At 73.7% G+C, this 23,826-nt stretch carries 24 protein-coding genes and 1 pseudogene; 13 read left to right on the top strand and 12 right to left on the bottom strand.

Annotated elements, in window-relative coordinates:
* Positions 1–600 precede the first annotated feature (600 nt).
* Positions 601–2,385: a DUF4157 domain-containing protein gene (locus tag ACGF13_RS26095; protein ID WP_392879239.1), complete on the top strand. Its 1,785-nt coding sequence runs from the start codon at positions 601–603 to the stop codon at positions 2,383–2,385.
* A 64-nt stretch (positions 2,386–2,449) separates the two neighbouring features.
* On the opposite strand, the gene ACGF13_RS26100 is transcribed toward ACGF13_RS26095, so the two are convergent.
* The 7 genes from ACGF13_RS26100 to ACGF13_RS26130 all read right to left on the bottom strand — a co-directional run bounded on the left by ACGF13_RS26100 (position 2,450) and on the right by ACGF13_RS26130 (position 10,176).
* Positions 2,450–3,721, bottom strand: a complete 1,272-nt coding sequence (locus tag ACGF13_RS26100) for a sugar ABC transporter permease (RefSeq protein ID WP_392879242.1) — start codon at positions 3,719–3,721, stop codon at positions 2,450–2,452.
* Entirely contained in the window at positions 3,718–4,512 is a 795-nt protein-coding gene (locus tag ACGF13_RS26105; protein ID WP_392879245.1) for an ATP-binding cassette domain-containing protein, read from the bottom strand. The genes ACGF13_RS26100 and ACGF13_RS26105 overlap by 4 nt, the downstream gene beginning before the upstream one ends.
* An 86-nt stretch (positions 4,513–4,598) precedes the next feature.
* Positions 4,599–5,696 carry a sugar ABC transporter substrate-binding protein gene (locus tag ACGF13_RS26110; protein ID WP_392879248.1) on the bottom strand — a complete coding sequence of 366 codons (1,098 nt, stop codon included), beginning with the start codon at positions 5,694–5,696 and terminating at the stop codon, positions 4,599–4,601.
* A 229-nt stretch (positions 5,697–5,925) separates the two neighbouring features.
* Positions 5,926–6,291, bottom strand: coding sequence for a hypothetical protein (locus tag ACGF13_RS26115; RefSeq protein ID WP_392879250.1), 366 nt, complete (start codon positions 6,289–6,291; stop codon positions 5,926–5,928).
* 475 nt (positions 6,292–6,766) lie between these two features.
* Complete coding sequence (locus ACGF13_RS26120) at positions 6,767–8,011, bottom strand: cytochrome P450 (RefSeq protein ID WP_392879253.1); 1,245 nt, start codon at positions 8,009–8,011, stop codon at positions 6,767–6,769.
* Between the two features lie 141 nt (positions 8,012–8,152).
* Complete coding sequence (locus ACGF13_RS26125; protein WP_392879255.1) at positions 8,153–8,752, bottom strand: GNAT family N-acetyltransferase; 600 nt, start codon at positions 8,750–8,752, stop codon at positions 8,153–8,155.
* Positions 8,710–10,176: an ATP-grasp domain-containing protein gene (locus ACGF13_RS26130; RefSeq protein WP_392879257.1), complete on the bottom strand. Its 1,467-nt coding sequence runs from the start codon at positions 10,174–10,176 to the stop codon at positions 8,710–8,712. The genes ACGF13_RS26125 and ACGF13_RS26130 overlap by 43 nt, the downstream gene beginning before the upstream one ends.
* 257 nt (positions 10,177–10,433) lie before the next feature.
* Here ACGF13_RS26130 and ACGF13_RS26135 point away from each other — a divergent pair.
* The 3 genes and pseudogenes from ACGF13_RS26135 to ACGF13_RS26145 form a co-directional block, all read left to right on the top strand.
* A pseudogene (locus ACGF13_RS26135) lies at positions 10,434–10,967 on the top strand (putative glycolipid-binding domain-containing protein); the annotation flags it as partial.
* A gap of 90 nt (positions 10,968–11,057) precedes the next feature.
* On the top strand, positions 11,058–11,555 hold the full coding sequence (locus ACGF13_RS26140) for an SRPBCC family protein (RefSeq protein ID WP_392879260.1): 498 nt from the start codon (positions 11,058–11,060) through the stop codon (positions 11,553–11,555).
* A 290-nt stretch (positions 11,556–11,845) separates the two neighbouring features.
* Positions 11,846–12,952 (top strand): RCC1 domain-containing protein, encoded by a 1,107-nt coding sequence (locus ACGF13_RS26145; RefSeq protein WP_392879262.1) that lies wholly within the window; start codon positions 11,846–11,848, stop codon positions 12,950–12,952.
* A gap of 62 nt (positions 12,953–13,014) precedes the next feature.
* Here the strand turns inward: ACGF13_RS26145 and ACGF13_RS26150 are convergent, their stop codons facing one another.
* Complete coding sequence (locus tag ACGF13_RS26150; RefSeq protein ID WP_392879264.1) at positions 13,015–13,551, bottom strand: hypothetical protein; 537 nt, start codon at positions 13,549–13,551, stop codon at positions 13,015–13,017.
* A gap of 290 nt (positions 13,552–13,841) precedes the next feature.
* Here ACGF13_RS26150 and ACGF13_RS26155 point away from each other — a divergent pair, with 290 nt between their 5' ends.
* The 5 genes from ACGF13_RS26155 to ACGF13_RS26175 all read left to right on the top strand — a co-directional run bounded on the left by ACGF13_RS26155 (position 13,842) and on the right by ACGF13_RS26175 (position 17,138).
* A complete protein-coding gene (locus ACGF13_RS26155; RefSeq protein ID WP_392879266.1) occupies positions 13,842–14,342 on the top strand; it encodes a peptidylprolyl isomerase in 501 nt (166 codons plus the stop codon).
* Between the two features lie 130 nt (positions 14,343–14,472).
* Positions 14,473–15,162, top strand: a complete 690-nt coding sequence (locus ACGF13_RS26160) for a GNAT family N-acetyltransferase (RefSeq protein ID WP_392879268.1) — start codon at positions 14,473–14,475, stop codon at positions 15,160–15,162.
* Between the two features lie 78 nt (positions 15,163–15,240).
* The gene (locus ACGF13_RS26165) at positions 15,241–16,014 is read left to right on the top strand and encodes a DUF6193 family natural product biosynthesis protein (protein WP_392879271.1); all 774 of its coding nucleotides are present in this window, start codon (positions 15,241–15,243) and stop codon (positions 16,012–16,014) included.
* A gap of 79 nt (positions 16,015–16,093) precedes the next feature.
* The gene (locus ACGF13_RS26170) at positions 16,094–16,489 is read left to right on the top strand and encodes a hypothetical protein (RefSeq protein WP_392879273.1); all 396 of its coding nucleotides are present in this window, start codon (positions 16,094–16,096) and stop codon (positions 16,487–16,489) included.
* A 43-nt stretch (positions 16,490–16,532) separates the two neighbouring features.
* Entirely contained in the window at positions 16,533–17,138 is a 606-nt protein-coding gene (locus tag ACGF13_RS26175) for a TetR/AcrR family transcriptional regulator (protein WP_392879276.1), read from the top strand.
* Between the two features lie 186 nt (positions 17,139–17,324).
* Here the strand turns inward: ACGF13_RS26175 and ACGF13_RS26180 are convergent, their stop codons facing one another.
* Entirely contained in the window at positions 17,325–18,125 is an 801-nt protein-coding gene (locus ACGF13_RS26180) for an SDR family NAD(P)-dependent oxidoreductase (RefSeq protein WP_392879278.1), read from the bottom strand.
* A gap of 207 nt (positions 18,126–18,332) precedes the next feature.
* Between ACGF13_RS26180 and ACGF13_RS26185 the strand changes: the two genes are divergently transcribed.
* From ACGF13_RS26185 to ACGF13_RS26200, 4 genes are all read left to right on the top strand, one after another.
* On the top strand, positions 18,333–18,518 hold the full coding sequence (locus ACGF13_RS26185; RefSeq protein ID WP_392879281.1) for a hypothetical protein: 186 nt from the start codon (positions 18,333–18,335) through the stop codon (positions 18,516–18,518).
* Between the two features lie 203 nt (positions 18,519–18,721).
* The gene (locus ACGF13_RS26190; RefSeq protein WP_392879284.1) at positions 18,722–18,895 is read left to right on the top strand and encodes a hypothetical protein; all 174 of its coding nucleotides are present in this window, start codon (positions 18,722–18,724) and stop codon (positions 18,893–18,895) included.
* A 152-nt stretch (positions 18,896–19,047) separates the two neighbouring features.
* On the top strand, positions 19,048–19,233 hold the full coding sequence (locus tag ACGF13_RS26195; protein ID WP_392879286.1) for a hypothetical protein: 186 nt from the start codon (positions 19,048–19,050) through the stop codon (positions 19,231–19,233).
* A 201-nt stretch (positions 19,234–19,434) separates the two neighbouring features.
* Positions 19,435–19,695: a hypothetical protein gene (locus ACGF13_RS26200; protein WP_392879289.1), complete on the top strand. Its 261-nt coding sequence runs from the start codon at positions 19,435–19,437 to the stop codon at positions 19,693–19,695.
* Positions 19,696–19,783: 88 nt separating this feature from the next.
* Here ACGF13_RS26200 and ACGF13_RS26205 read toward each other — a convergent pair whose 3' ends face one another.
* The 3 genes from ACGF13_RS26205 to ACGF13_RS26215 all read right to left on the bottom strand — a co-directional run bounded on the left by ACGF13_RS26205 (position 19,784) and on the right by ACGF13_RS26215 (position 23,631).
* Positions 19,784–20,353 carry an RICIN domain-containing protein gene (locus ACGF13_RS26205; RefSeq protein WP_392879291.1) on the bottom strand — a complete coding sequence of 190 codons (570 nt, stop codon included), beginning with the start codon at positions 20,351–20,353 and terminating at the stop codon, positions 19,784–19,786.
* Between the two features lie 251 nt (positions 20,354–20,604).
* A complete protein-coding gene (locus ACGF13_RS26210; protein ID WP_392879293.1) occupies positions 20,605–20,943 on the bottom strand; it encodes a hypothetical protein in 339 nt (112 codons plus the stop codon).
* Positions 20,944–21,147: 204 nt separating this feature from the next.
* Positions 21,148–23,631, bottom strand: coding sequence for a beta-propeller fold lactonase family protein (locus ACGF13_RS26215; protein ID WP_392879295.1), 2,484 nt, complete (start codon positions 23,629–23,631; stop codon positions 21,148–21,150).
* Positions 23,632–23,826 lie beyond the last annotated feature (195 nt).

The raw sequence follows: 23,826 nt of genomic DNA on the forward strand, positions 1-23,826 counted from the left end.
TCTCGGCCGGCTGTACAACCGCATTTCAGTGGCCCTGAACCCACCCACGCGCAGGAAGTCGACGCCGCCGACTTCCTGTGCGCGGTGGCTGGTTGGGGTGGGTTGTTCGGGCCGTTCGTGCCTGAAGGCCTGTGGCCCGTGCGCGGGAAGTCGACCTCGCCGACTTCCCGCGCGTTCCGGCGGTGGGTTGGGAGAGCGTTGCCTGGGCTTGTGGTGTCCGGGTGGTCGGGCTATCGCGTGGGAAGTCGAGCCTGTCGACTTTCTGTGCGTGGGGGTTGGTTGGGGTTGGGCGGTCCGTGCGTGAGGGCCTGTGTCGTGCGCGCGAGAAGTCGAATCCGCCGACTTCTCGTGTGCGATGGCTGGGCTGGTGCTGTTCGGGTGACCGGGCCATGGCGCAGGACGTCGACCGGGCCGACTTCCAGTGCGCGGGGGCTGGTTGGGGCGGGGTGTTCGGGGCCGCTGCGCCACGCCGACGGCAACAGCGGTGCGCCGGGGCAACCGGTCCGTCCCCGGGACTGCCCCGGCAGCTCTGGTCCGGGCGCCCCCGGCCCGGTAGGCAGGAGCGAGACGAGCCGAAGGCCGCCATCGGATGGGGAGCGCATGCACGACCGCAGCAGGGCCAGGACGACCGGCGCCGCCACCACCAGCCGCGAACCGGCCCGGCAGCCGACCGGGCCACGGGCGGCGACGGCAGCGCCCTGGAGCCCCATGGCCCAGCAGGCGGCCGCCGGGAACCGGGCCGTCGTGCAGATGCTGCGCCGGGCCGGCCAGGGGCACGACGAGCTGCCCGAGGTGCAGCGTTCCGCCGTCCACGACGTGCTGCGCGCCCCCGGGCGGCCCCTGGACGAGGGCGTGCGCGCCGACATGGAGGCCCGGTTCGGCGCCGACTTCTCCGACGTGCGGATCCACAGCGGCCCGGCGGCCCGGTCCTCCGCGGCCGAGGTGGGGGCCCTGGCGTACACCTCGGGCAGTCACGTCGTCGTCGGCGCGGGCGGCGCGGACCGGCACACCCTGGCCCATGAGCTCGCGCACGTGATCCAGCAGCGCCGGGGCGCCGTCGCCGGGACCGACAACGGGGCCGGCCTGAAGGTCTCCGACCCCGCGGACAGGTTCGAACGGGAGGCCGAGGCCACCGCGCGGCGCGTCATGGCCGGGCACTCGGACGAAGCGCACGACCACGGCGCCCCCGTACGCGACGCGCAGGCCGGCGAACCGGCCGCCGCCGTGCAGCGGATCGTCAAGATCACGCCCGGCATGTACGCGCGGGGCGTGGGCGCCACCGACGAACAGCCGCTGACCGTGCCCCAGCTCGTGCGGTACCTGGCGATCGCCGTGCAGGACGAGGTGAACCGCGCCCACAAGCTCGACCCCCAGGGCGGGTTCAAGGCGAGGCTCACCGCGATCAGGGAGCGGCTCAAGCCGGCCACCCTCGACGTGCCCGAGGCCCTCCGGCTGACCACCGCGCTCGTCACCGCCGTGAACACCTTCCTGGAGACCCAGCAGGCCTACGTCTCCGACCACAACCCGCCGGACCACGAGGACGGGCCGGGCGCCATGGTGCCGGTGCCGAACGCGGACACCCGGTACGCGACCGAGCCGAACACCGCGGACACCGGCTACTACCACACCTCCCTGTCCGGGAACACGGAGCCGTACTGGGGCAACGACGACACGATGCGGGACAAGACCGCCCGCTCGCTCGGCCCGGTCGTCGCCGGGGGACAGGCCCGGCAGGAGCAGCCCCGGCTGCAGAACCACCCACGGGGCGGGGCGAACCTGCCGCTGAAGAAGCTGACGCTGAGGCAGGCCGTCGAGATGCTGCCGCGCCCGCTGCTCAACCTGATCTTCGACGTGCGCTACCAGCTGGAGGACCCGGACCCCGGGCAGCAGCGGCCGGTGATCGACGAGCGGAGCCCGGCGCAGCAGGCGGTGCGCGACAAGAGCCCCAACCAGCCTGGGACGCTGCGCAGTTGGCACCAGGACGACTACGGCCGGCTGCCCGACAACGGGTTCGACCCGGCGGCCGTGCCCGCGCACGCGGGGCCGCTGCACGCCCACTACGGCGCCAACTCGCAGTCCGGCGCGGGCTCCTCGGTCCAGAACGCGGCCACGGCCCCGCGCGGCTTCGCCGAGTACACCGGTACGGGCAGCGACTGGGAGCACAACGTCAAGGTGGTGCTGGACTACGTCAACAAGCGCGTCTACCTCACCCTGACGCACTACCAGTACTGGGCGCTGATCCCGCCCGAGAACTCCGGCGGGCCGTACCGGTTCTGGCAGGGCCCGGGCCAGAACCTGCAGGCCGCCCAGGGGGATCTGGCCAAGGAGCCGGACGGCGCGCGGGGGATCATGATGAGCCCCTGGCTGGAGATCACCTTCGCCTGAACAGGTCCCCGGCACGCACCGAGGCCCCCGGCGCGCGCCGGGGGCCCTGCGGTGCGTGCCAGGGCTATCCGCGCCCGGTGGCGCGGGTGCGGCGGGTGAGGGAGTCGAGGACGACGGCGGCGAGCAGGACGGCGCCGGTGATCATGTACTGGATGGCCTGGGCGGCGTGGACCATGTCCAGGCCGGTGGTGATGGACTGGATGACGAGGATGCCCAGCAGCGCGGACCAGGTCTTGCCACGCCCGCCGAAGAGGCTGGTGCCGCCGATGACGGCCGCCGCGATCGCGCTCATCAGCACGTTGCCGCCGCCCAGTTGCTTGTCGGCGGAGCCCTGCTGGGAGGCGTAGAACAGGCCGCCCAGGCCGGCCAGGAAGGCGGAGAGCACGAAGACGGAGATCCGGACCCGGGCGACGTTGACGCCCGCGCGCCGGGCCGCCTCGACGCCGCCGCCCACCGCGAAGACCTGCCGGCCGTAGCGGGTGCGGCGCAGCACGAAGTCGGTGGCGAGGACGGCGCCGAGCAGGACGACCAGGGACAGCGGCAGGCCGCGGTCCTGGTTGAGGGCGTAGGCGGTGGCCAGGCACAGCACCGCCAGCGCCCCGGCGCGGATGGCGCTGTCGGCGGCGGGGGCCGCGGTGAGGCCGGCGGCGCGGCGGCGGCGGGCGGTGTGCAGGCGGGCGGCCAGGTAGAGGGCGGGGGCGAGGATCGCCAGGGCCCAGGCGTAGGCGATGTCGCCGTCGCCGAGGAAGGTGCTGTCCAGGCTCGCGACGATGCCGTCGTGGTGGTTGTTGACGGTGCCGCCGTCGCCGAGGACGTACTCCTGCAGGCCGCTCCAGGCGAGCATCCCGGCGAGGGTGACGACGAAGGCGGGCACGCCGACGCGGGCGAAGAACAGGCCGTGCAGCAGCCCCATGACGCAGGCCGCGCCGAGGGCGGCGAGGATGGCCACCCATTCGCTCCAGCCCTGACGCACCGTCAGGACTGCGGCGACGGCGGCGCTGGCGCCGGCGACCGAGCCGAGGGAGAGGTCGATCTCGCCGAGGATCAGCACGAAGACGACGCCGACGGCGATCAGTCCGGGCCCGGCGATGAAGCGGGTGATGTTGGTGAGGTTGTCGGCCTGCAGGAAGTGGTGGGTGACGGACTGGAAGACGACGGCGATGACGACCAGGCCGACGACGACCGGCAGCGAGCCGAGCTCGCCGGAGGCCAGGCGCCGACGGGCGGCCTGCAGTTGGCCGGCCAGGCCCGGCGCGGTCTGCTGCAGCCGCGGATCGACGGCGGGACCGGCGGGCTGGGCGGCGGTGGGGCTGACGGGTGCGTCGGGGGCGCTCACAGGGCCTCGGCCTCCTCGGTGTGCTCGGTGGTGCGGCGGGCCCGGCGGGCGTGGGCGTTGTCGGTGGCGCCGGTGATCGCGGCGACGATCTGTTCCTGGGTGGTGCCCGCCACCGGGAAGACGCCGTTGTTGCGGCCCAGGCGCAGCACGGCGACGGTGTCGGCCACCGCCCGTACGTCGGCCATGTTGTGGCTGACCAGCACGACGGCCAGGCCCCGTTCGCGCAGCCGTTCCACCAGGTCGAGGACCTGGGCGGTCTGCTCGACGCCGAGCGCCGCGGTGGGCTCGTCCAGGACGACCAGCGCCGGCTCGCCGACCAGGGCGCGGGCGATGGCCACCACCTGCCGCTGCCCGCCGGACAGCGCGGCCACGGGGGTGCGCACGTCGGGGATGCGGATGGCGAGGGTGTCCAGCAGCCGGCGGGCCTGCTGCTCCATGGCGACCTCGTCGAGCAGGCCGCGGCGGCGTTTCTCGCGGCCGAGGAAGAGGTTGGCGATGACGTCGAGGTTGTCGCACAGGGCGAGGTCCTGGTAGACGGTCGCGATGCCGAGGGCGGCGGCGTCCTGGGGTCTGGCCAGGCGTACCGCCTCGCCGTGCCAGGCGAGGGTGCCCTCGTCCACGGGGTGGACGCCGGCGATGGTCTTGACGAGGGTGGACTTGCCGGCGCCGTTGTCGCCGACGAGGGCGAGCACCTCGCCGGCGTGGACGGCGAGGTCGACGTCGGTGAGGGCCTGGACGGCGCCGAAGCGCTTGGAGACCGAGCGCAGCTGCAGGACGGGTACGCCTGTCACGGGAACAACCACCTTGGGGGAGCGGCGACTTGATCGACTGCTTGGTCGGCTACGTGAAGGGATGCTTCAGTGGCGGCCGGGGGCGGCTACTTGAGGCCGGCCGCGGCGCACGCGGCGGCGTAGTCGGCGGTGCAGACGTCGGAGGCCTTGTAGAGGCCGTCGGCCAGGACGGTGGCGGCGATGTTGTCCTTGGTGACGACCTTGGCGTCCAGCAGCTTGGCCGGGATGTTCTTGTCGGTGGCGCTGTCGACGCTCGCGCCGGCGACGGCCTTGACGTCCTTGCCCTGCAGCAGGGCGACGGCCAGTTCGGCGGCGGTCTCGGCGAGCGGGCGGTAGGCCTTGTAGATGGTGTACGCCTGGTCGCCGTTGACGATGCGCTGGATCGCGTCCAGGCCGGCGTCCTGGCCGCCGACGGGGATCTTGATGCCGGCGCCCTTGAGCTGGGTGATGATGGCGGCGGCCATGCCGTCGTTGGCGGAGTAGACGCCCTGGAAGCCGTTCTTGCCGAACTCGGTGACGGCGGCGGAGATCTTCTGCCCGGCGATGGTGGCGTCCCACTGCCCGGACTGCTCGTAGACGACCTTCTTGATCTTGCCGTCGAGGACCTTGTGCGCGCCGGACTTGAACTGCGCGGAGTTCGGGTCGGCCTCGTCGCCGTCGATCATGACGATGTTCGCCTCGGCGGCCTGCGCACCGAGCGCGTCCAGCAGGGCCTGGCCCTGGAGTTCGCCGACCTTCTCGTTGTCGAAGGAGGTGTACGCGGCGACCGGCCCGCTCGCGAGGCGGTCGTAGGCGACGACCTTGACGCCCTTGGCGGCGGCCTCCTGCACCCAGCCCTGGGTGGACTCGGCGTTGTACGGGTCCAGGATGATCACCTTGACGCCCTGGGTGAGCAGGGTGTCGAACTGCTGCTTCTGCTTGGCGGCGCTGCCCTCGGCGTTGTTGTACAGCACCTTGCACTGCGCGCACAGGGACTTGACCTTGGCCTCGATGAACGGGCGGTCGAAGGACTCGTAGCGCACCGAGGAGGCGTTCTCGGGCAGCAGCAGGCCGATGGCGTTCGGGTCGCCGGCGGAGGTGGACTCGCTCTTGGCGCCGCCGGCCTTGCCGCAGGCGGCGGTCATGGACAGGGTCAGCGCGAGGCCCACGGCGGAGACGAGGGCGCGACGCAGGACGGCGTTCATACGGTTGGCCTCTCCCTGGGGTCGCCGCGGCGTTGCGGCGGGGTGGGGGGAGTCAACCCTGGACGCGTACATGACGTCAATAAGTAAAACCAGCCTCCCGGAAATCCACCACTATTCGTTATCTTCGTGAACACGCCTCGGCAACCGGGCGGCAAGCGGCACGGCATGACGGAGCGCCCGCCGCTCCCCTCGTGCGGCGGGCACCCCGCCCCTGCGACCCGACGAAACGTCAGGGCCGGTCGAGCGTGATCGAGTTGATCGGACCCAGGTCGTAGTACACGCCCTTGCCCGCCGGGATGTCGTAGACGCAGTCGCCGCCGCCCGAACCGCGGCACAGGTGGGCGTGCGCCCCGCCGCTCTGGTTGTTGAGCACCCAGTGGTTGCCGTACTGGCCGCTCAGGTTGTGCGCGCCGTAGCTCCAGTAGACATCGCTGGGCGAGGACGCCGGGTCCTGGTTCTGCGGGTAGACGCAGACCGCCCCGGACGGGCAGCCCGCCCAGGAGCCGTCCGCGGCGCCGGCGCCGCCGACCCCCGTCGTGGTCAGGGCGGCGACGGCCACGGCCAGGACGGCGACGGCACGGGTGATCCTGCGCATGATGGTTCTCCCTTGACTGGTACGAGGACGGACGATCCGCCCCTCCACTGCCCGCCAGCCTAGGAATCCGGTGCCCGCAACGGTCCCTGACATCCGACAGGGGCGCGCCTGCTTGCCCGACGGCACAGCAGGCGCGCCCCCGGTACGTCGCCCAGTCGTCCACCGGCTCACCGGCGTTGTACGCGTCCTTCACGTCCTCCTCGTTGAAGTACGCCGTCAGCGACGGGTGCGCACCCCGAGGTCCAGGCGCGCGTCACCCTCGGGTGAGCGCAGGTTCGGTCCGCTGAGGTGGTGCGACAAGACGGCCTCCGGATGTCGAGTGCTCCGCGAGTGCTTCGCACGTGTCCGCGTGGACCCCCGCCCCCACCGGCCATTGCTAACACGCCCGCCCACCCCCGGCCCGCCCCGCTGCGCCACCCGGGCGAGGACGGCACGGCGGGGCACGGGGCCGGGGGCGGGCGGGCCCGGGCGGGCGTCAGGAGGCCTGCGGCCCCAGCAGCACCGGCAACGCGCGGTGCCCGTTGGAGATCAGCGAGTCGACTGGCTCCAGCCGCGCCCCGGGAGCGAGGGCGACGTCCGGGAAGCGCTCGAACAGCCGGCGCAGCGCCGTGCGCCCCTCCAGACGGGCCAGCGGCGCGCCGAGGCAGAAGTGCACGCCGTGCCCGAACGCGAGATGGTCCTTGGCCGGCCGCGTGACGTCGAAGTCGGCGCCGCTGTCGCCGTAGCGCGCCGGGTGGCGCCCGGCGGCCGCGTAGGCGGCGAGGATCGCCTCGCCCTTGCGCACCGTCACCCCGCCGGGCAGCTCGACGTCCTCCACCGCGTAGCGCATCGGCAGGTGCGCCACCGGCGCGTCGCGGCGCAGCGCCTCCTCGACCACGTCGTCCCAGCCGGCCTTGCCCGCGCGTACCAGGGCGAGCTGGTCGGGGTGGGTGAGCAGGTCCGTGATGCCGTTGTCGATCAGGTTCACGGTGGTCTCGTAGCCGGCCGAGACGATCAGGAGCAGGGTGTCGCGCAGCTCCTCCTCGCTCAGCGCGCCGGCGGCGCCGTCGCTCTCGGCGTCGCGGGCGGCGATCAGCGCCGAGGTCATGTCCTCGCCCGGCTCACGGCGCTTGGCGGCGATCAGCTCCTCCAGCAGGGCCAGGAACGCGGTGACGGTGGCCGCCGACTCCTCGGGGGACAGGACGGTGGAGAACACCTTGTCGACCATGCTCCGGAAGGTGCCGGTGATCTCGTCGGGCAGGCCCAGCAGCCGGGAGATGACCTGGATCGGCAGCGGGTAGGCCAGGCGGTCGCGCAGGTCCACCACCTCGCCGGGGGCGGCCGCGGCCAGGCCGTCCAGCAGGGCGTCGGTCAGCTCCTCGACACCGGCGGTCATGGTCGCCACCTGGCGGGCGGTGAAGGCGCCGCCCACCAGCCGGCGCAGCCGCCGGTGGTCGGCGCCGTGCGCGTTGAACATGTTGTGCGCGCTCACCCAGATCGCCAGCGGCCAGGTCCGCACCACCTCGGCGAACTCCGGCCAGTGCTGCGAGCCGTCCTTGGAGATGCGCGGGTCCTTCGTCAGCTCCTCCAGCAGCTCCGGGTCGGACACCGACCAGGCCCGCACACCCAGGATGTCCACGGGCGTGGCCGCCCCGCGCGCGGACAGCTCGGCGCTCTCGGCGTCGCGGGCGCGGCCGGTCGGGTCCAGTACGAGACGCTCCACGGGCTCCTGCTGCGACACGGGTTCCTCCACTCGACACGGCGACGGCGGCGCGCGGCCGTACGCCGCGCACCGGGACACGAGGATGCTCGCCCGCGCCGGGCCGCGTCGAGAGGGCGTGCCCCGCCCGGACGGCCGCCCGCCGGGCCCGCCCCGCCCGGCTCACACCCGCAGGCCGTCCGCCTCCCGGACCCGCGGCGGCAGCGCCACCGCGACCGTGGCGCGCTCGAACAGGGCGCCGCTGCGGCTGCCGGCCACCGTACGCACCCAACGCCAGCCCCGCGCACGGTAGTAGGCGTGCAGGGCCGCGTTGTCGCTCCACACGTTCACCCGCACCAGCCCGGCGCCCGCCCGCGCGGCCCGCCAGGCCGCCCAGTCACCCAGCCGGGCGCCGATACCCTGCCCGGCGTACCGGCGGTCCACCGTGAAGGAACTCAAGTAGCGCGCCGGAAAGGCCAGTTCATCCCCACTCCACAGCCGCGGACTGCCGGTGGGCCGCAGCGTCACGGTCGCGACCGCCTCGCCCCGCGGCGCCAGCGCGGCGACCACCGTCGCACCCCGGGCGATCAGCGCCAGCCCGCGCTGCGGGTCGTACGGGGACGACCACTGGGCCGAGCCGTGCTCCAACGCGATCCACGCGGCCGCCTCCGCCCGCAGCGCCGCCAACCGGGGCAGGTCGGCGGCCACCGCCGGGCGGACGTACAGCGCTCCCGGCGCCGTCAGCACGGCACCGCGGACGGCACCGCGGACGGCACCGCGCACGGCAGCAGCCCCTCGACGGGCTCGAACGTGAAGCCCGCCCGCAGGGCCTCCACCAGCCGCCGCCCCTGCTCGGTGAGCGCGGTGCCGTCCGCGGTGGTCAGCGAGTACCGGGCGACGATCCGGCCCAGCGGCACCCCCGGATGCAACACCGTTCCCGGGACGGGAAGTTGCAGCAGCACACAGTCGTCCGGACCGCACTCCAACAGCCCGAACCCGGCCCCGCAGTACTGCAGCAGCCCGTCCTTGAGCCGGTGCAGCCCGCCGCCCGGCGCACCCGCCACCCGCACCGGGCCCCCGGTGTGCCGCACCACCAGCTGCACCGCGCCGGCCGCATCCGTGCGCGGCTCGCCGCCGGTGGCGTGGCCGTACAGCTCCAGCACGTGACGCAGCGCCGACGGCAACGCGTCCTCCGCCAGCTCCAGCTCGCCCAGCAGCCAGGTCGAGCCCTGCATCCGGCAGTTGAGCTCCAGCAGCAGCGCCTCCTCACCCGCCAGGACGAAGTCCGCACCGAACAGCCCCCGGTAGCCGAGCGCCGCCAGCGACTCCCCGACGCGCCGGGCCGCCACACCTGCCCGCGACAGTGCCCGCGCCGGCAGCAGCGCGGGCGCCGCGAAGTCGCAGCCGGAGTACGTGCCGAACGGCGCGCCGACCCCCTCGACCCGGGTCAGCTGGACGGACGGGCGCAGCACCCGCACCGTGCCGTCCGCCGACACCAGGACGTGCACGTTGACCGCCGCGCCCTCCACGTAACCGCTCACCAGCCAGGGCCCGCCGCCGACTCGGCGGATCGGAGCCAGGTCCGCCTCCTCGGCGACCAGGTGGGTGCCCTTGCCGCTGGAACCGAGCGGCGTCTGCACCACGTAGCGCTCGCCGAAACGCCGGCGCAGCTCCCGGTGGTCGAGCACCGGGACCACCGCGTCCCGCGGCGTCAGCACCCCCACCGACCGCAGCCACGCGCGCTGCGCCCGCTTGTCGCCCAGTACCGGCAGCGCCGGCTGCACCGGCGGCTCCGCCAGGCGGGCGCCGAGCGCGTCAAGTGCCGTGCGCCACTCGGGTTTCATCGCCGTGTAGGGCAGCAGCGCCAGCTCCCGGCCCCGCCAGCCGACGCCCGTGCCGGGGTCCCTGCCGCCGTCCGTTCCGCTGTCCGTTCCGCCGTGCGTACGGTCGCCCTCGGCGATCCGGCGCAGCACCTCGTGGACGCCCGCCCCCAGCGAGGTGTGGTCGCGCACCGCGCGGTACGGCTCCAGCGCGTGGAACCGCGCCCCGAACTCGCCCGCCCAGCCCGCGTCCGCGCCCTCCACGGTCAGTACCTCGGACAGGCAGCCGGTGCGCAGCAGGGGCAGCAGGAACAGGGGGCGGGCGCAGCACGACAGCCCGGGCACGGCCCGCAGACGGGCCGACGCTTCGTCACAGGATGTGATCACCACGCGATTATGGGGAGCCCGCGACCGGCCCCGCCGCCGCCCCGGCCCCCGCTCCGCCCGCCACGAGGCACGCCCCGCCCCCACGCTCACCCGTACGAAGGAACGACCGAGCAGCGCCCCGCGTTGACGGCCCGCCGGGGCCGCTGTCGGAGGCCCGCAGTACCGTGCACGAATGAACGACCGCACCGACCGGGCCGCCCGCAGCGACCAGGCCACCCACACCACTCACACCGCCGTCCCGACCCTGGCGGGTCACCGAGACCGCCGGCCTGGAGACCTCCTGGATCGACCTCCGCCCCACCACCCTCACCGCCCACGGCCGCGCCGCCGCCGCCGAACCCGCCCCCTACTGGCTCGACTGCCAACTCGAGACCGGCGAAGGCTTCACCACCCGCCGCATGCACGTCACCGCCCGCACCCCCGAGACCACCCGCACCCTGGACCTGCGCCGCGACGAGGCCACCGGCCGCTGGAGCGTCGACGGCACCCCGCGTCCCGACCTCGACGGCGCCCTCGACTGCGACCTCGGCCTGTCCCCGCTCACCAACACCCCGCCCGTCCTGCGCCACGCCCTCCACCAGGGCCCCGGCGAGCACCACTTCCTGATGGCCTGGATCCGCGTGCCCGACCTCGTCGTCGTGCCCTCCCGCCAGACGTACACCCACCTGCGCCGCCACCCGGACGGTGGCGCCACCGTCCGCTACGCCGCCGGCGACTACCGGGCGGAGCTGCTGCTGGACGCGGACGGCCTGGTCGCCGACTACCCGGGCCTGGCCCACCGCCTGGCCTGATACGACGCCCGCCGCCCGGGCCCTCTTCCCTGGCCCTCTTCCCGGGCCCGATACGCTCGGGACCGTTTCCCGGCTCAAAGGAGGCCCCCGATGCCCTGGTTCGCGCTGGAGCGCTTCGACGCGTCCTTCTTCGACACCGCGCCGCACCGCCACCGCTTCCGGATGGACCTGCCGGTGGCGCCGCACACCGTGTGGGAGGGGCTCGCCGGACGGACCCCGCTGTCCTGGTGCCGCGGCCTGGCCGGCGGGCGCTACACCTCGCCGGCCCCGCACGGCGTCGGCACGACCCGGGAGGTCACGGCCCTTCGGCTGCTGCGGCTGCGCGAGGAGTTCGTGCACTGGGAGGAGAAGGAGGAAGCCCGGCGGCACGCGTTCTGCGTCACCCAGGCCAGCCTGCCGATCTACCGGCGCTTCGGCGAGGACTACCTGGTCGAGCCCCTCGCCGCCGGCGGCACCCGCTTCACCTGGACCTTCGCCTACGAGCCCGCCCGGTTCCTGCGCCGCCCCGCGGCACTCACCGACGCACCCGGGGCGGCGTTCCTGCGCACGCTGATCGCCGACACCAAGCGCCACTTCGGCGCGGCGTAGCGCCGCCGGAAGCGCCCCGGGAGCGCTCTGGGAGCACGGCCCCCGGAGCGCCCCGGGAGCGTGCCCCCGGGGGCGGCGCGGCCCGATGCCGCCCGCTGCCGCCCCTTCCTGCCCCTCCTGCCCGTCTCCGGCCTTGGGCAGGCCCCGTCACCCGATCGGGTGGCCGGCGGCTGTTTCCCGTGCCGGTGACGGGTGCGTGGGTAGCGTCGGTTCATGATCGTGGAATCGTCAACCCGACTGACGTATCGACGATTTGACTTATTGTCGTACAGGTAAAGAGGCATCGTCGCATGGCAGAGAAGCGCCTGAAGTCCTGGGGCAACAACCGTTCCGGCCAGCTCGGGGACGGCACCTGGACCGACCTCCGCACCACGGCCACCACCGTGCACGGGCTCACCGGCACCGACGTCGTGAAGATCGCCGCCGGCGGGTTCGGCGCCGCCACCGGCCATGCACTGGCCCTGCTCACGGACCGTACGGTGCAGTCCTGGGGCGTCAACGGCTCCGGCCAGCTCGGCGACGGCACGGTGTTCAGCCACAACGCGCCCGGCCAGGTGCTCGACCTCGCCGACGTCACCGACATCGCCGCCGGCGGCGCGCACAGCCTCGCCCTGCTCGCCGACGGCACCGTGGCGGCCTGGGGGCGCAACGACCACGGCCAGCTCGGCAACGGGGCCACCGCCGACAGTGGCATCCCCGTCCGGGTCGAGGGCCTGAGCAGGATCGTCGCCGTCGCCGCCGGCCTCCACCACAGCCTGGCCCTGCGCGAGGACGGCACCGTCTGGTCCTGGGGCTACAACGGCAACGGCCAGCTGGGCGACGGCACTTCGTCCAGCCGCGGCAGCGCCGCCCCGGTCGCCGGCCTGACCGGGGTCAGCCGTATCGCCGCCGGCGCCGGCCACAACCTCGTCCTGGTCGGCGCACCGGGCGCCGGCGCCACGGTGAAGGCCTGGGGCTACAACGCCACCGGCCAACTCGGCGACAACACCACCATCAACCGCTTCACCCCGGTCACCACCCAGGCCACCTGGACCGGCGGCGTCACCCGGATCGCGGCCGGCTGCAACCACAGCATGGCCGTGGTCGACACCGACCACCGCCTCAAGGCCTGGGGCCAGAACACCGCCGGCCAACTCGGCGACGGCACCACCGTCTTCCGCATCCTGCCCGTCACCGTCCCCGGCCTCACCGGCGTGCGCCTGGTCGCCGCCGGCCGCGAACACACCGTGGCCCTGTCCGGCAGCGCCACCGTCCACTCCTGGGGCAGCAACGGCTCCGGCCAGCTCGGCGACGGCACCACCACCGACAGCACCACCCCGGTCCCCACCCTGACCGCACTCACCGGCATCGACAAGCTCGCCGCCCCCGTCGGCGGCGACTTCAGTCTGGCCCACTGAGTTCCCGTACCGGTGGGAGGTCGGGCACCCCGAGGGGGCCCGGCCTCCCACCGCGCGGCCCGTCAGGTGCAGGCGCTGACGTGCACGGTCCTGGTGGAGGAGGTGTCCCCCCACGGGCCGGGCGGGTTCCAGGTGGGGCTGTCGCCGTACCTGCGGTGGGTGGAGGACTGCTCGAACTTCCAGTCCCCGACGACGCACGGCACCTCGGGCGTCCCGAAGTTGTCCTTGTTGTACGCCGTGCCGTCGGGCATGGAGCCGTTGAACACCTGCCCGTTCGGATCGGTGAGCCGGAAGCGCATGTCCTTGGCGTCGCACGAGGCCGGAGCCCAGCCCCAGTTCCCGTTGACCTTGCACTCCCACGTGAGCGTCGGCGTGAGCTGCCCGAACCTCTCACCGAGGCACAGCAGCGTGCGCACCTCGAAGGTGCTCTCCGGGTAGTGCCACCCCGACTCGTCGGCGCAGTGCCAGTTGAAGCTGTCCGCCCGCACCGAGGCGGCCTGGGCGGCCCCCGGCAGGCCGAGGGCCGCGACGCACGCGACCGCTCCCGCGGCCGCGACCATTCGCGAGACCCGTCCCGAACCCGTCCGCATCACCGTCATGGACTCTTCTCCTCCTCGCCGCGCCGGCCGAGACCGCCGGCTGCCGAACGCGGGCCGTGCGGGAGCGCACGCCCGCGAACAGGATGGGCGGGACATACGGAGGGCAGCCGTGGATACCGTGACAGATCATCCGAATGGGTGGTAGGCACACAAATGTGGTTTGTCTTCACCATCACCCGCAAAACAGCACGCCATGGCGTCCTCGGGTCGCACCGGTTCACGGCAGTCCCTCCTGCCACAATGCCCCGTGAGCGTTCCGTAGCCGCAACCATGCAGACAGTGAGGTAGTCATGTCGAAGGTCAAGCTGAGCACCAACCACGGCGACATCGTCCTCCGCCTCGACGCGGAGAAGGCCCCGGCGACGGTGGAGAACTTCCTCCGGTACGTCCGGGACGGTTTCTACGACGGGACGGTCTTCCACCGGGTCATCGACAACTTCATGGTCCAGGGCGGCGGGATGGAGCCCGGCCTGACGCAGAAGAAGACCCGCGACCCCATCCAGAACGAAGCCGACAACGGCCTGAAGAACGTCAGGTACTCCGTGGCGATGGCCCGCACCGGGGAGCCGCACTCCGCCACCGCCCAGTTCTTCATCAACGTCGCCGACAACGACTTCCTCAACCACAGCGGCAAGAACGTCCAGGGCTGGGGCTACGCCGTCTTCGGCGAGGTCGTCGAGGGCCAGGACGTCGTCGACGCCATCAAGGCCGTGCCCACCGGCTCCAAGTCCGGCCACCAGGACGTCCCCAAGGAGGACGTGGTCCTCGTGAAGGCCCAGGTCGTCGAGTAGAGCGCCGTGCGGCCGCTGCGGAGCGGGAAGCCGGCCCGGCCGACCTCCCGCTCCGCAGCAGGGGGGCGTGCGGCGCAGGGGGCCCGAAAATCCGGATGACCGCCACCGCCACCACCTCCGACAATGGCCCATGCTGACCGACCACTGGCCGCTGCTGGGCCTGCGCCTGCACACCCCCCGCCTCGAACTGCGCCTGCCCGACGACGACGAACTCGCCGCCCTGGCCGACCTCGCGGCCGCGGGCGTCCACGAACCGGACCGCATGCCCTTCATCGTGCCGTGGACCGACCAGCCCCCCGCCCGGCGGGCACGCTCCGTCGTCCAGCACCACTGGCTGCGCCTGGGCAACTGGTCCCCGCACGACTGGGCCCTCAACCTGGCCGTCCTCGAGAACGGCCGGGTCGTCGGCCTGCAGACCCTCGCCGCCCGCGACTTCGCCGTCCTGCGGCAGGTCTCCACCGGCTCCTGGCTCGGCGCCCGCCACCAACACCAGGGCATCGGCACCGAGATGCGCGCCGCCGTCCTGCACCTGGCCTTCGCCGGCCTCGACGCCCGGCACGCCAGATCCGGCGCCTTCGAGGACAACCCCACCTCCTACGCCGTCTCCCGCAAACACGGCTACGAACCCGACGGCACCACCCACCACGCCGTCCGCGGCCGCGCGGTGACGGAACGCCGCCTGCTGCTGACCCGCGAACGCTGGCAGCAGCGGCACAGCGTCCCCGTCACACTCGACGGGCTCACGCCCTGCCTGCCGCTGTTCGGCCTGCCCGACGATCGCGGCGGGCAGTCCGACCGGGGGAGGGACCGGGAGGAGTAGGAAGTCGGCCCGGCCGACTTCCTACTCCTCCCGGCTTCGCCCGCCGCGACGGCGCCGGGCCCTGGCAGACTCGACCGCATGCCCGAACAGAAAACCGGCGCGGCCCCCGACGACGCCCAGTGCGAGTACGCGACGCACTATCCCGACGTGGCGTCGGCCGGTTCACTGACGAACGCCCTGCGGGCGCAGGCCGACCGGGCGGGCCACCGGCTCGCCGTCGAGCCCGACACCCCGGCGGACTCCTCGCCGGACTCCTCGCCGGGCCGGAGCCGGAGGGAGGCGCACGTGAGGGCCGGGGACCGGTCGACGCACGTCTGGATGGCACCGGGAGTACGCAGCTTCAGCGTCAGCTGCTGGACCGGCGAGATCCGCACGGCCACCGGCAGCACCGACGACCTCGCCGAAGTGACCGGCGCGATGCACACCTGGCACAGCGGGGCTCGCATCGCCGAACTCCTCGCCCGCCGGCCCTTCCTACACACCTCCGAACTCGCCGAAGCCCACGAACGCGGCGAGGCCATCCCCGTACGGTGGCGCCAGCTGCGCGAACACACCGCGGACGAGAGGACCACGGCACGCCACAGAAACGTCCCCGCACTGCGCGAACTCGTCGAGGCCGCCTACGCGCACCCGAGGCTGCGCGCCCTGTCCCCGGGCCAGAGCATGTCCTGGATCACCTTCAGCCGCCGGGCGGCGCCGCCGATCTGCCGCGACCTGCCGAGGGTCATGCCGACCGGCGACCACACCTACCGCATCCGGTTCCACGACGGCCGGCTGCAGGAGGTGGACGGCGCCGCGGCGGCCGTCGAGGCGATTGTCGCCGCCCTGCCCGACGACGCCGTCCCCGCCTGACCGCCTCGCCGCCTGACCGCCTGACCGCCTTCCGTTCCGTACCGCGATCGCCACCGCGCCGCCTGCCCTCGACACCCAGGTGCCCACCTGCCCCGAGTGGGCGCTGTGCGACCCGGCCCGGCACATCGGCGAGGGCCGCCACCCGACGGCCCAGCCCGCCCCCGAGGACGCCCCGGCCGAGCCCCGCGAGCGCGAGGCCCCGCCGGCCAGGCCGGCCCCGACGGCGGCCGCTGGACCTGCTGGGACACCTCCCAGCCCCCCGGAACGCCGCCGCCGCCCGCCACCAGCTCCAGGAGACCGCGCTCCACACCACGACGCCCACCTCACCGCCGGCGCCGCACAACCGCTGCCAGAGGACGTCGCCCTCGACGGCGTCGACGAGTTCCTGACCAGCCGCAACCCCGTCGACGCCCTGAAGCTCGACGGCGACCCGCGTGTCCTCGACCCGCGCGCCGCCTGGGACCGGGACGCGTAAGCGCCGCGCGGCGCGCCACACCCGGCCCCGTATGCTCCTGCCCATGAGCACCGCACCCCCCACCCGCAAGCGCGACGGCGCCGCGACCCGCGAGGCGATCCTCGCGGCCGCGGTCGTCGAGTTCACCGAACACGGCTACGCCGCGGCGGGGGTGCGCCAGATCGCCGAACGGGCCGGCGTCACCGCGATGATGATCAACCGCTACTTCGGCTCCAAGGAAGGCCTGTTCACCCAGGCCGTCGACCGCGCCTTCGCACCCCCGACCGTCGTCGGCGACGAAAACGCCGCCCTCGCGCACACCCTCGCCCACACCCTCGCCCGGCGCACCGCCGCCGGCGCCGACCCGCTCGACCCCTTCCTCCTGCTGCTGCGCTCCGCACCGGACCCTGAGGCCGCGGCCATCCTGCGTCGGGGCGTGGAGACCCATGTGGGCGCCCGCCTGGCGCGGCTGCTCGACGGACCGGACGCCGACGTGCGCGCACAGCTCGCCCTCGCCCTGGTCGCCGGCACCTGGCTGCTGCGCAGCGTCGTCGGCACCACCGCGCTCGCCACGGCCGAGGACGGGCGCCTGGCCGAACTGCTCGCGGGCATGCTGGAACCGGTCGTCGCCGCGCCGTCGGCCGCGAAGGTGCCTGCCGCCGGCAGGTAACTCCCGCAAGGGCCAGGGCGGTTGGCCTTCCGACTTGCCGTCGGCGGCTTCCGTCCGCCGCCGGACTGTCGGAGGCCGGTGTGTCGGTGTCCGGGAGTCATCGGAGGGTAACTCCCGCCAGGGCCAGGGTGGTTGGCGCTTTCGCGCCTTCGTCACCGCGGTCCTCCCGGGCGCGGGGGCGGGTGCTCAGAACGCGGAGCGGATGAGCCCGCCGTCGACGCGGATGGTGGCCCCGCTGACGTACTGGGCGTAGTCGCTGCACAGGTAGGCGACGGCCGCGGCGATCTCCTCGGGCTCACCGAAGCGCTCCTGGTCGTTGGGGATCATGGCCCGGACGGCGTTGGGCCGGATCTCCTCCCAGGTCTCGCCCCAGCCGTGGTCGGGTCCGATGCGGGTGATGAGGTCCCGGGTGGCGTCCACGAGGATCGCCCCGGGGGAGACGACGTTGGACGTGACGCCGGTGCCCTTGAGCTCGCGGGCGAGCGAGACGGCGAGGTTGTGCCGGGCCGCCAGGCTGGCGTTGTACTGGGGGAAGGCGTCCGCCGGCTGGGAGGCGAGCCCGCCGCCGATGGTGACGACCCGGCCCCAGCCGCGTTCGCGCATCGCGGGGACCAGGTGCCGGATCATGCGCACGCCCGAGACGACGTTGGCGTTGTAGGTCTCGCACCACTCGTCGGGGGTGGCCTCGGCCCAGGAAAGGTGCCGGTAGAAGCCCGCGTTGTTGACCAGGATGTCCACGGGCCCGTCCGCCGTGGCGGCGCGGGCGACCTCCTCGGCGCCACCGTCGTCGGCGAGGTCGCCGACCACCGCGTGCGCCGTCCCGCCGGCCTCGCGGACCTCCCGCGCGACGCCCTCCGTGCGGTCCTCGTCCCGGCCGTGCACCACGACCGCCGCCCCCTCTGCCGCCAGCAGTTTCACCATGGCCTTGCCGAGACCCGCGCTCGAACCCGTGACGAGCGCGCGCCTGCCGATCAGCTTGAGATCCATCTCGTGCTTCCCTCCCGTGTGAAGTGCCCCTCCCGAAAGTATACAGCTGTAGACTTCTGGGGTCGGGGTGCCTGAACCGCCCCCGGTTGCCGGAGAGTTCATCAAGTCGTACGCCACCGGGGAGGGTTGTCGCCCGGCCCCACCGGTGGTTCGCTGTCGGGGCCGACGCCCGCCGCAGGGGCGGGCGACGAACGGGGGAGGCACCACATGCCGGAGTGGACCGGAGGGTTCGCGAAAGCGACCATCGTGAGCGCCGCCGTGGCGACCGCACTGCTCGGCCACGCGACGCCGTCGCACGCGGCGCCCGCCGCCGGGCAGAACGCGCCCGTCACCGCCGCCTACGAGACCCACGAGCCCAACGCGCTCGCACAGCCGCTGGTGGAGGCGGACTGACGGCTGCAGCGGTGGAGGAGCAGGAAGTCGGCCCGGCCGACTTCCTGTGCATCAGGCGTCGGGTCGGCCGAACCGCCACCGGTTGCCGGAGAGTTCGTCCGGCAGTGCGTCGCCGGGGAGGGTTGTCGGGCGTTCCCGGCAGTGGTTGGTTGTCGGGGTCAGCGCCCGCCGGTGGGGCGGGTGGCGAACGGGGGAGGTATCACATGCCGGACATGACCGGCGGGTTCGCGAAGGCTGCCGTGGTAAGTGCTGCTGTGGCGACCGCGCTGCTCGGCCACGCGACGCTGTCGCACGCCGCGGAGCAGAAGGCACCCGTCAGCGCCGCGAGCGAGGCGCACGAGCCCGAGCAACCGCAGTCGTTGGCGGAGGCGGACTGACGGCTGCTCCGGCTCTCGCGCTACCTCGCGTCAGACGCCTCGGGGCAGTCGAACCGGCGTGGGTCGCCGGAGAGTTCATCCGGCAGCACGCTGCGAGCGGGTTGTCACCCGCTCCCGCTGGTGGGGCGGGTCACGAATGGAGGAGGTATCACATGCCGTCTTGGACCGGCGGATTCGCGAAGGCGGCCGTCACGAGCGCTGCGGTGGCGACCGCGCTGCTCGGCCACGCGACGCCGTCGCATGCCGTCGAAGAGAAGGCGCCCGTCACGGCCGCCTACCAGGTCCACGAGTCCGCAGCTGCTGATGGAGACGGGCTGACGGCAGCAGTGGAGGAGTAGGAAGTCGGTCTGGTCGACTTCCTACTCCGGCCCTCGCGTGCCACCTCGCGGCAGGTGCCGAGTGGCCGAACCGACACGGGCTGCCGGAGAGTTCATCCGGCAGTACGCCGCCGGGGAGGGTTGTCGCCCGTCCCCGGCGGTGGTTCGCTGTCCGGGTCAGCGCCCGCCGGTGGGGCGGGTGACGAACGGGGGAGATACCACATGCCGGAGATGACCGGAGGGCTCGCGAAGATGGCCGTCGCGAGTGCCGCCGTGGCGACCGCGATGCTCGGCTACGCGACGCCGTCGCACGCCGCCGAGCAGAAGGCGCCCGTCACGGCCGCCTACGAGGCCCACGGACCCGCCGCACCCGCGCAGCCACCGGCGCAGGCGAGGCAGAACCAGGGGCACTACCTGTCGGACCCGCTCCAGAACCCGTCCGACGCGCCGAGCCGCACGCCGGACGCTGCTACGGCCTGCTGAGCCCGCAACAGCGGCAGCAGCACAGGAGTGGGAAGTCGGCCCGGCCGACTTCCCACTCCGGACCGCCGGCGCAGGCGTACCCGGGCCCTCACCCGATGTCCGACAACCTCCACTGCTGCGCCGCATCTCCGGCGACGCACTCCTGCACCTTGACTTGTCGGCCAGGAATGCCGGCCGTCACACAGCCGCCCCGGCCGACGATGGTGTAGGTGCCGGGGTCCGCCGCCGGCTCGACCGTCCAGATGTCCGGCTCGGGGCCTCCCCGGCCCAACGACACGGTGTCGTCCGCGTTCTGGACGAGGGACGGGCCGTCCGCCGTGCATGCGTTGTAGCGCCAGTGCGGGCCGCTGTGGGTGCTGACCCAGCCGTACCGCGCGATGCCGTCCAGAACCACCGGGCTTCCCGCCGACCGGTCGGCGTCCGCCAACCCCAGCGGCAGGCCGGTCTTCGCGCTGGTGATCCTCGTCCGGGAGCTGCCGGCGCAGTCACCGGAGGGGAGCGGGGCGGGTCTGCCGTGAGTGCTCGGGATCAAGGTGTAGGAGACCCCGCTGGGCAGGAGCTCGGCGGCGATCACCCCGACCAGGCGGCGGCCGGGGTTCCGGCGGCGCGACGGTGCCGGCCCTGCGGCGACCGGGCGGGGGCTCGGCTGCCGAGGCACGGGCAGGGCGCGTCCCCAGGCCGCGCCCGAACCGGCCGCGGGCCTTCGGTCGGGCCCAACCGCAGGCCTGCGGTCAGACCCGACCGCCACCGCTCCGTCGAGCCGGCCGGGGCCGGCCGGCCGCACGTCGACGAGCGAGGCCAGGTACCGGCGCCACCACGGCACTTCCACCCGCGCAACGAAAGGCTCCCGTGCGCCCGCGCGACCGCGGTCCACCGCGAGCAGCGACTCCAGGTACCGCCGGCCGAAGCTCACGGCCGCACCTCCCGGTCGGCGGCGCCGCCGGACTCCACCGCCTCCTCGGCGGCGGGCGGGCCGGCTCCGGCGGCCTCCTCCCCGCGGATCAACCCCTGCACGCTGGTGAACGACCCGATCTGGCGGAGCATCGCGGGAGCGGACGCCCCGGCGGCGACCGCCGCGATGTCCGACGGCGGGTCGATGTACGTCCGCAGCCTGGGCATGCGTCGCCGCTTCTCGCTGCGGGCCCGGTGCCGGTCGGCCTGCCAGGCCAGCAACCGCCCGTTGGCCACCAGCAGTTCGACGAGCACGCCACCGACGGCCCCGTAGCCCGCAGCCTCGGCCCAGTCCACCCCTTGCCCCCCGGCCTCTCGCGACCCCGCACCGGATCGGGACCGCAGGCGAGCCTTTATGGCGCGGCAAGTGCACTGCGCGCAGGACAGGTTGGAGGAATACCGCCTTCGACTCCGGCGGCGAGCAGGGCCCGCGAACAGAACGGGGGCGCGGATCGGGTGATCCGCGCCCCCACCGTGCGGCTACCGCAGCATCCGCCCGGATCAGCCGAGGACGGTCACGCCGCGCGGCGTCGAGAAGCCCGCCGCCGACTCGGTGACGGTGTTGGTGGCCGTGTCGAGCGTCGAGACGGTGTTGTCCGTCCCGTTGGTGACGAACACCGTGCTGCCCGCGGCGTTGGCCGCGGCGGCGAGCGGGCCGGCGCCGACCGGCACGGTCGCGGTCACCGTGCCGCGCGCCGTGTCGACCACCGACACGCTGTCGCTGCCGCTGTTCACCACGTACGCGGCACCCTGACCGGTCATCACCACCGCGCTCGGACGCGAGCCGACCGCGACCGTGCCGGTCACCAGGTTGGTCGCCGTCGAGATGACGCTGACCGTGCTGCCGCCGTCGTCGGCGACGTAGACGCTGCGCCCGTCGGGGGTGACGGCCAGCGCGGCCGGGTGGGTCTGGAACAGCGGGACGGCGCCCTTGACGAGGTTGAGGGTGGTGTCGATCGACACGACCAGCCCGTAGGTGTGCTCGACCACGTACAGGGTCGACCCGTCGGGGGTGAGCGCGGAGTCGCGCGGCTCGCCGATGAGGGGGATGGTGGCGGTCACCGCGCGGGTGGCGGTGTCGACGACGGAGATCGTGCCGCTGCCGGAGTTGGAGACGTAGGCGGTGGCGCCGTTGCGGCTGAAGGTGATCGCGGTCGGGGTGGTGGCGACCGGGACGGTGCCGATGACGAGGTTGGAGGAGGTGTCGATCACCGAGACGGTGCCGCTGCCGGAGTTGGACACCCACACCTGGGTCCCGGCCGGGTTGGCGCTGACCTCGTACGGCTTGGAGCCGACCGGGATGCTGGCGCCGACCGCGCCGGCGGCCGAGTCGTAGACCTTGACGGTGTCGTCGCCGCTGTCGGCGGTGTAGACCGTGCCGAGGGAGGCGACCTTGTCGAAGGCGTACCGGTCGGCGGGGACGGTGGCGCTGGTCCCGACGGGCGTGGTGACGGTGACGTCGGTGGTGCCGACGGCGTGTCGGGGGGTGACGGCGGTGAGCTGGGTGTCGGAGACGACGGTGAACGAGGCGGCGGGGACCCCGCCGAAGGCGACGGCGGTGGTGCCGGCCAGGTCGGTGCCGGTGATCGTCACGGTCGTGCCGCCGCTGCGCGGGCCGTGGCCGGGGTCGACGGCGGTGACGGCGGGCGCCAACGGGAGGTAGGTGTACCGGTCGGCGCGGCCGGTGGCGCTGGTGCCGGCCGGCTTGGCCACGGTCACGTCCACCGTGCCGACGGCCCCGGGCGGGGCGACGGCGGTGATCTGCGTGTCGCTGTCGACGGTGAAGGAGGCCGCGGGGGCCGAGCCGAACTTGACGGCGCTCGCGCCGGTGAAGCCGGAGCCGGTGACGGTCACGCGCGTGCCGCCCGTCCTGGGCCCGGAGGCGGGGTCGAGGCCGGTGACGACGGGCTGGGGCACGTTGACGAAGCCCAGCCCGACCGGCGAGTTCAGCCCGGTGAGGGTGGAGGTGACGGTGTTGGTGCCCGTGCTGATCACCGAGACGCTGTTGGAGCCGCGGTTGGTGACGTACGCCGAGGTGCCGGCCGGGTCGAGGGCGACGAACTGCGGGCCGGAGCCGACGCGGACGGTGGCGGTGACGGCGTTCGTGGCGGTGTTGAGCACCGAGACGGCACCCGAGCCGTTGCCGGTCACGTAGAGGCTCGCGCCGTCGGGGCTCACCGCCACGCCGATCGGCACGCTGCCGGAGGCGAGCGGGACGGTCGCGCTGACGGTGTCGGTCGCGGTGTCGAGCACCGAGAGGCTGTCGCTGCTGTGGTTGGCGACGTAGGCCTTCGCGCCGTCGGGGGTGAAGGCGATCCCGACCGGCAGGGTGCCGACCCGAACGGTGGAGGTGACCGCGCCACGGGCGGTGTCGATCACCGAGACGGTGTTGTCCAACTCGTTGGACACGTACGCCTTCGCGCCGTTCGGGCTGATCGCGACGGTGTACGGGTTGCGGCCCACCGGGATGGTGGAGGTGGCGGTGTTGGTGGCGGTGCTGATCACCGACACGGAGGCGGAGCCGAAGTTCACCACGTACAGCCGGCTGCCGTCCGGGGAGACGGTCGCGCTGTCCGGCCGGACGCCGACCGGGATGGTGGCGGTCACGGTGGCGGTGGCGGTGTCGATCACCGACACCGTGTTGCCGTTGAGGTTCGGCACGTACGCGCGGGCGCCGTCCGGGCTGCCGGCCACCGCGTACGGGGTCGCGCCGACCGGGATGGTCGCCACGACCGTGCCGGTGACGGTGTCGTACGCCGTCACCGTGTTGTTCCCGCTGTTGGCGACGTAGACGAACGGGTGCGTCGCGCCGGCGGCCGTGGCGGCCGTGGGAGCGGCGGGCGCGGGCGCCGAGGCGGCGGCCTCACCCGCCCCCGCGCCGAGCGGCCCGGCCGCGGCCAGCAGCGCGGCCGCGCCCAGCCCCGCCGCGCGGCGGCGCAGCCGGGCTCCTCGGCCCCGCAGGCCCGTGCGTGTATCCGATGACATCGAAGGGTCCCTCCCCAGAGCGGACATGACGCGCCCGCCGGGCCGGCGGCCCGGACGTGACGCCTGCGGCCATCGTGGCAGCGCGATCGGCAGGAGGGAGCGGTTTCCCGAAGTGCTGAAGACGATCTTCCGTTTAGCTATCCTGGTAGGTCAACCACCGTGTTTCCAAGGCGATGTGACGCTTGATCAGCAAAC

It is taken from the genome of Kitasatospora sp. NPDC048286, assembly GCF_043201735.1.
Classification (GTDB): Bacteria; Actinomycetota; Actinomycetes; order Streptomycetales; family Streptomycetaceae; genus Kitasatospora.

Coding starts and splice junctions, on each gene's coding strand:
- ACGF13_RS26200 (WP_392879289.1), top strand. CDS start 19,435: ATGCCGGAGATGACCGGAGGGCTCGCGAAGATGGCCGTCGCGAGTGCC.
- ACGF13_RS26140 (WP_392879260.1), top strand. CDS start 11,058: ATGCCCTGGTTCGCGCTGGAGCGCTTCGACGCGTCCTTCTTCGACACC.
- ACGF13_RS26160 (WP_392879268.1), top strand. CDS start 14,473: ATGCTGACCGACCACTGGCCGCTGCTGGGCCTGCGCCTGCACACCCCC.
- ACGF13_RS26145 (WP_392879262.1), top strand. CDS start 11,846: ATGGCAGAGAAGCGCCTGAAGTCCTGGGGCAACAACCGTTCCGGCCAG.
- ACGF13_RS26195 (WP_392879286.1), top strand. CDS start 19,048: ATGCCGTCTTGGACCGGCGGATTCGCGAAGGCGGCCGTCACGAGCGCT.
- ACGF13_RS26175 (WP_392879276.1), top strand. CDS start 16,533: ATGAGCACCGCACCCCCCACCCGCAAGCGCGACGGCGCCGCGACCCGC.
- ACGF13_RS26215 (WP_392879295.1), bottom strand. CDS start 23,631: ATGTCATCGGATACACGCACGGGCCTGCGGGGCCGAGGAGCCCGGCTG.
- ACGF13_RS26185 (WP_392879281.1), top strand. CDS start 18,333: ATGCCGGAGTGGACCGGAGGGTTCGCGAAAGCGACCATCGTGAGCGCC.
- ACGF13_RS26155 (WP_392879266.1), top strand. CDS start 13,842: ATGTCGAAGGTCAAGCTGAGCACCAACCACGGCGACATCGTCCTCCGC.
- ACGF13_RS26115 (WP_392879250.1), bottom strand. CDS start 6,291: ATGCGCAGGATCACCCGTGCCGTCGCCGTCCTGGCCGTGGCCGTCGCC.
- ACGF13_RS26165 (WP_392879271.1), top strand. CDS start 15,241: ATGCCCGAACAGAAAACCGGCGCGGCCCCCGACGACGCCCAGTGCGAG.
- ACGF13_RS26095 (WP_392879239.1), top strand. CDS start 601: ATGCACGACCGCAGCAGGGCCAGGACGACCGGCGCCGCCACCACCAGC.
- ACGF13_RS26190 (WP_392879284.1), top strand. CDS start 18,722: ATGCCGGACATGACCGGCGGGTTCGCGAAGGCTGCCGTGGTAAGTGCT.
- ACGF13_RS26110 (WP_392879248.1), bottom strand. CDS start 5,696: ATGAACGCCGTCCTGCGTCGCGCCCTCGTCTCCGCCGTGGGCCTCGCG.
- ACGF13_RS26150 (WP_392879264.1), bottom strand. CDS start 13,551: ATGACGGTGATGCGGACGGGTTCGGGACGGGTCTCGCGAATGGTCGCG.
- ACGF13_RS26180 (WP_392879278.1), bottom strand. CDS start 18,125: ATGGATCTCAAGCTGATCGGCAGGCGCGCGCTCGTCACGGGTTCGAGC.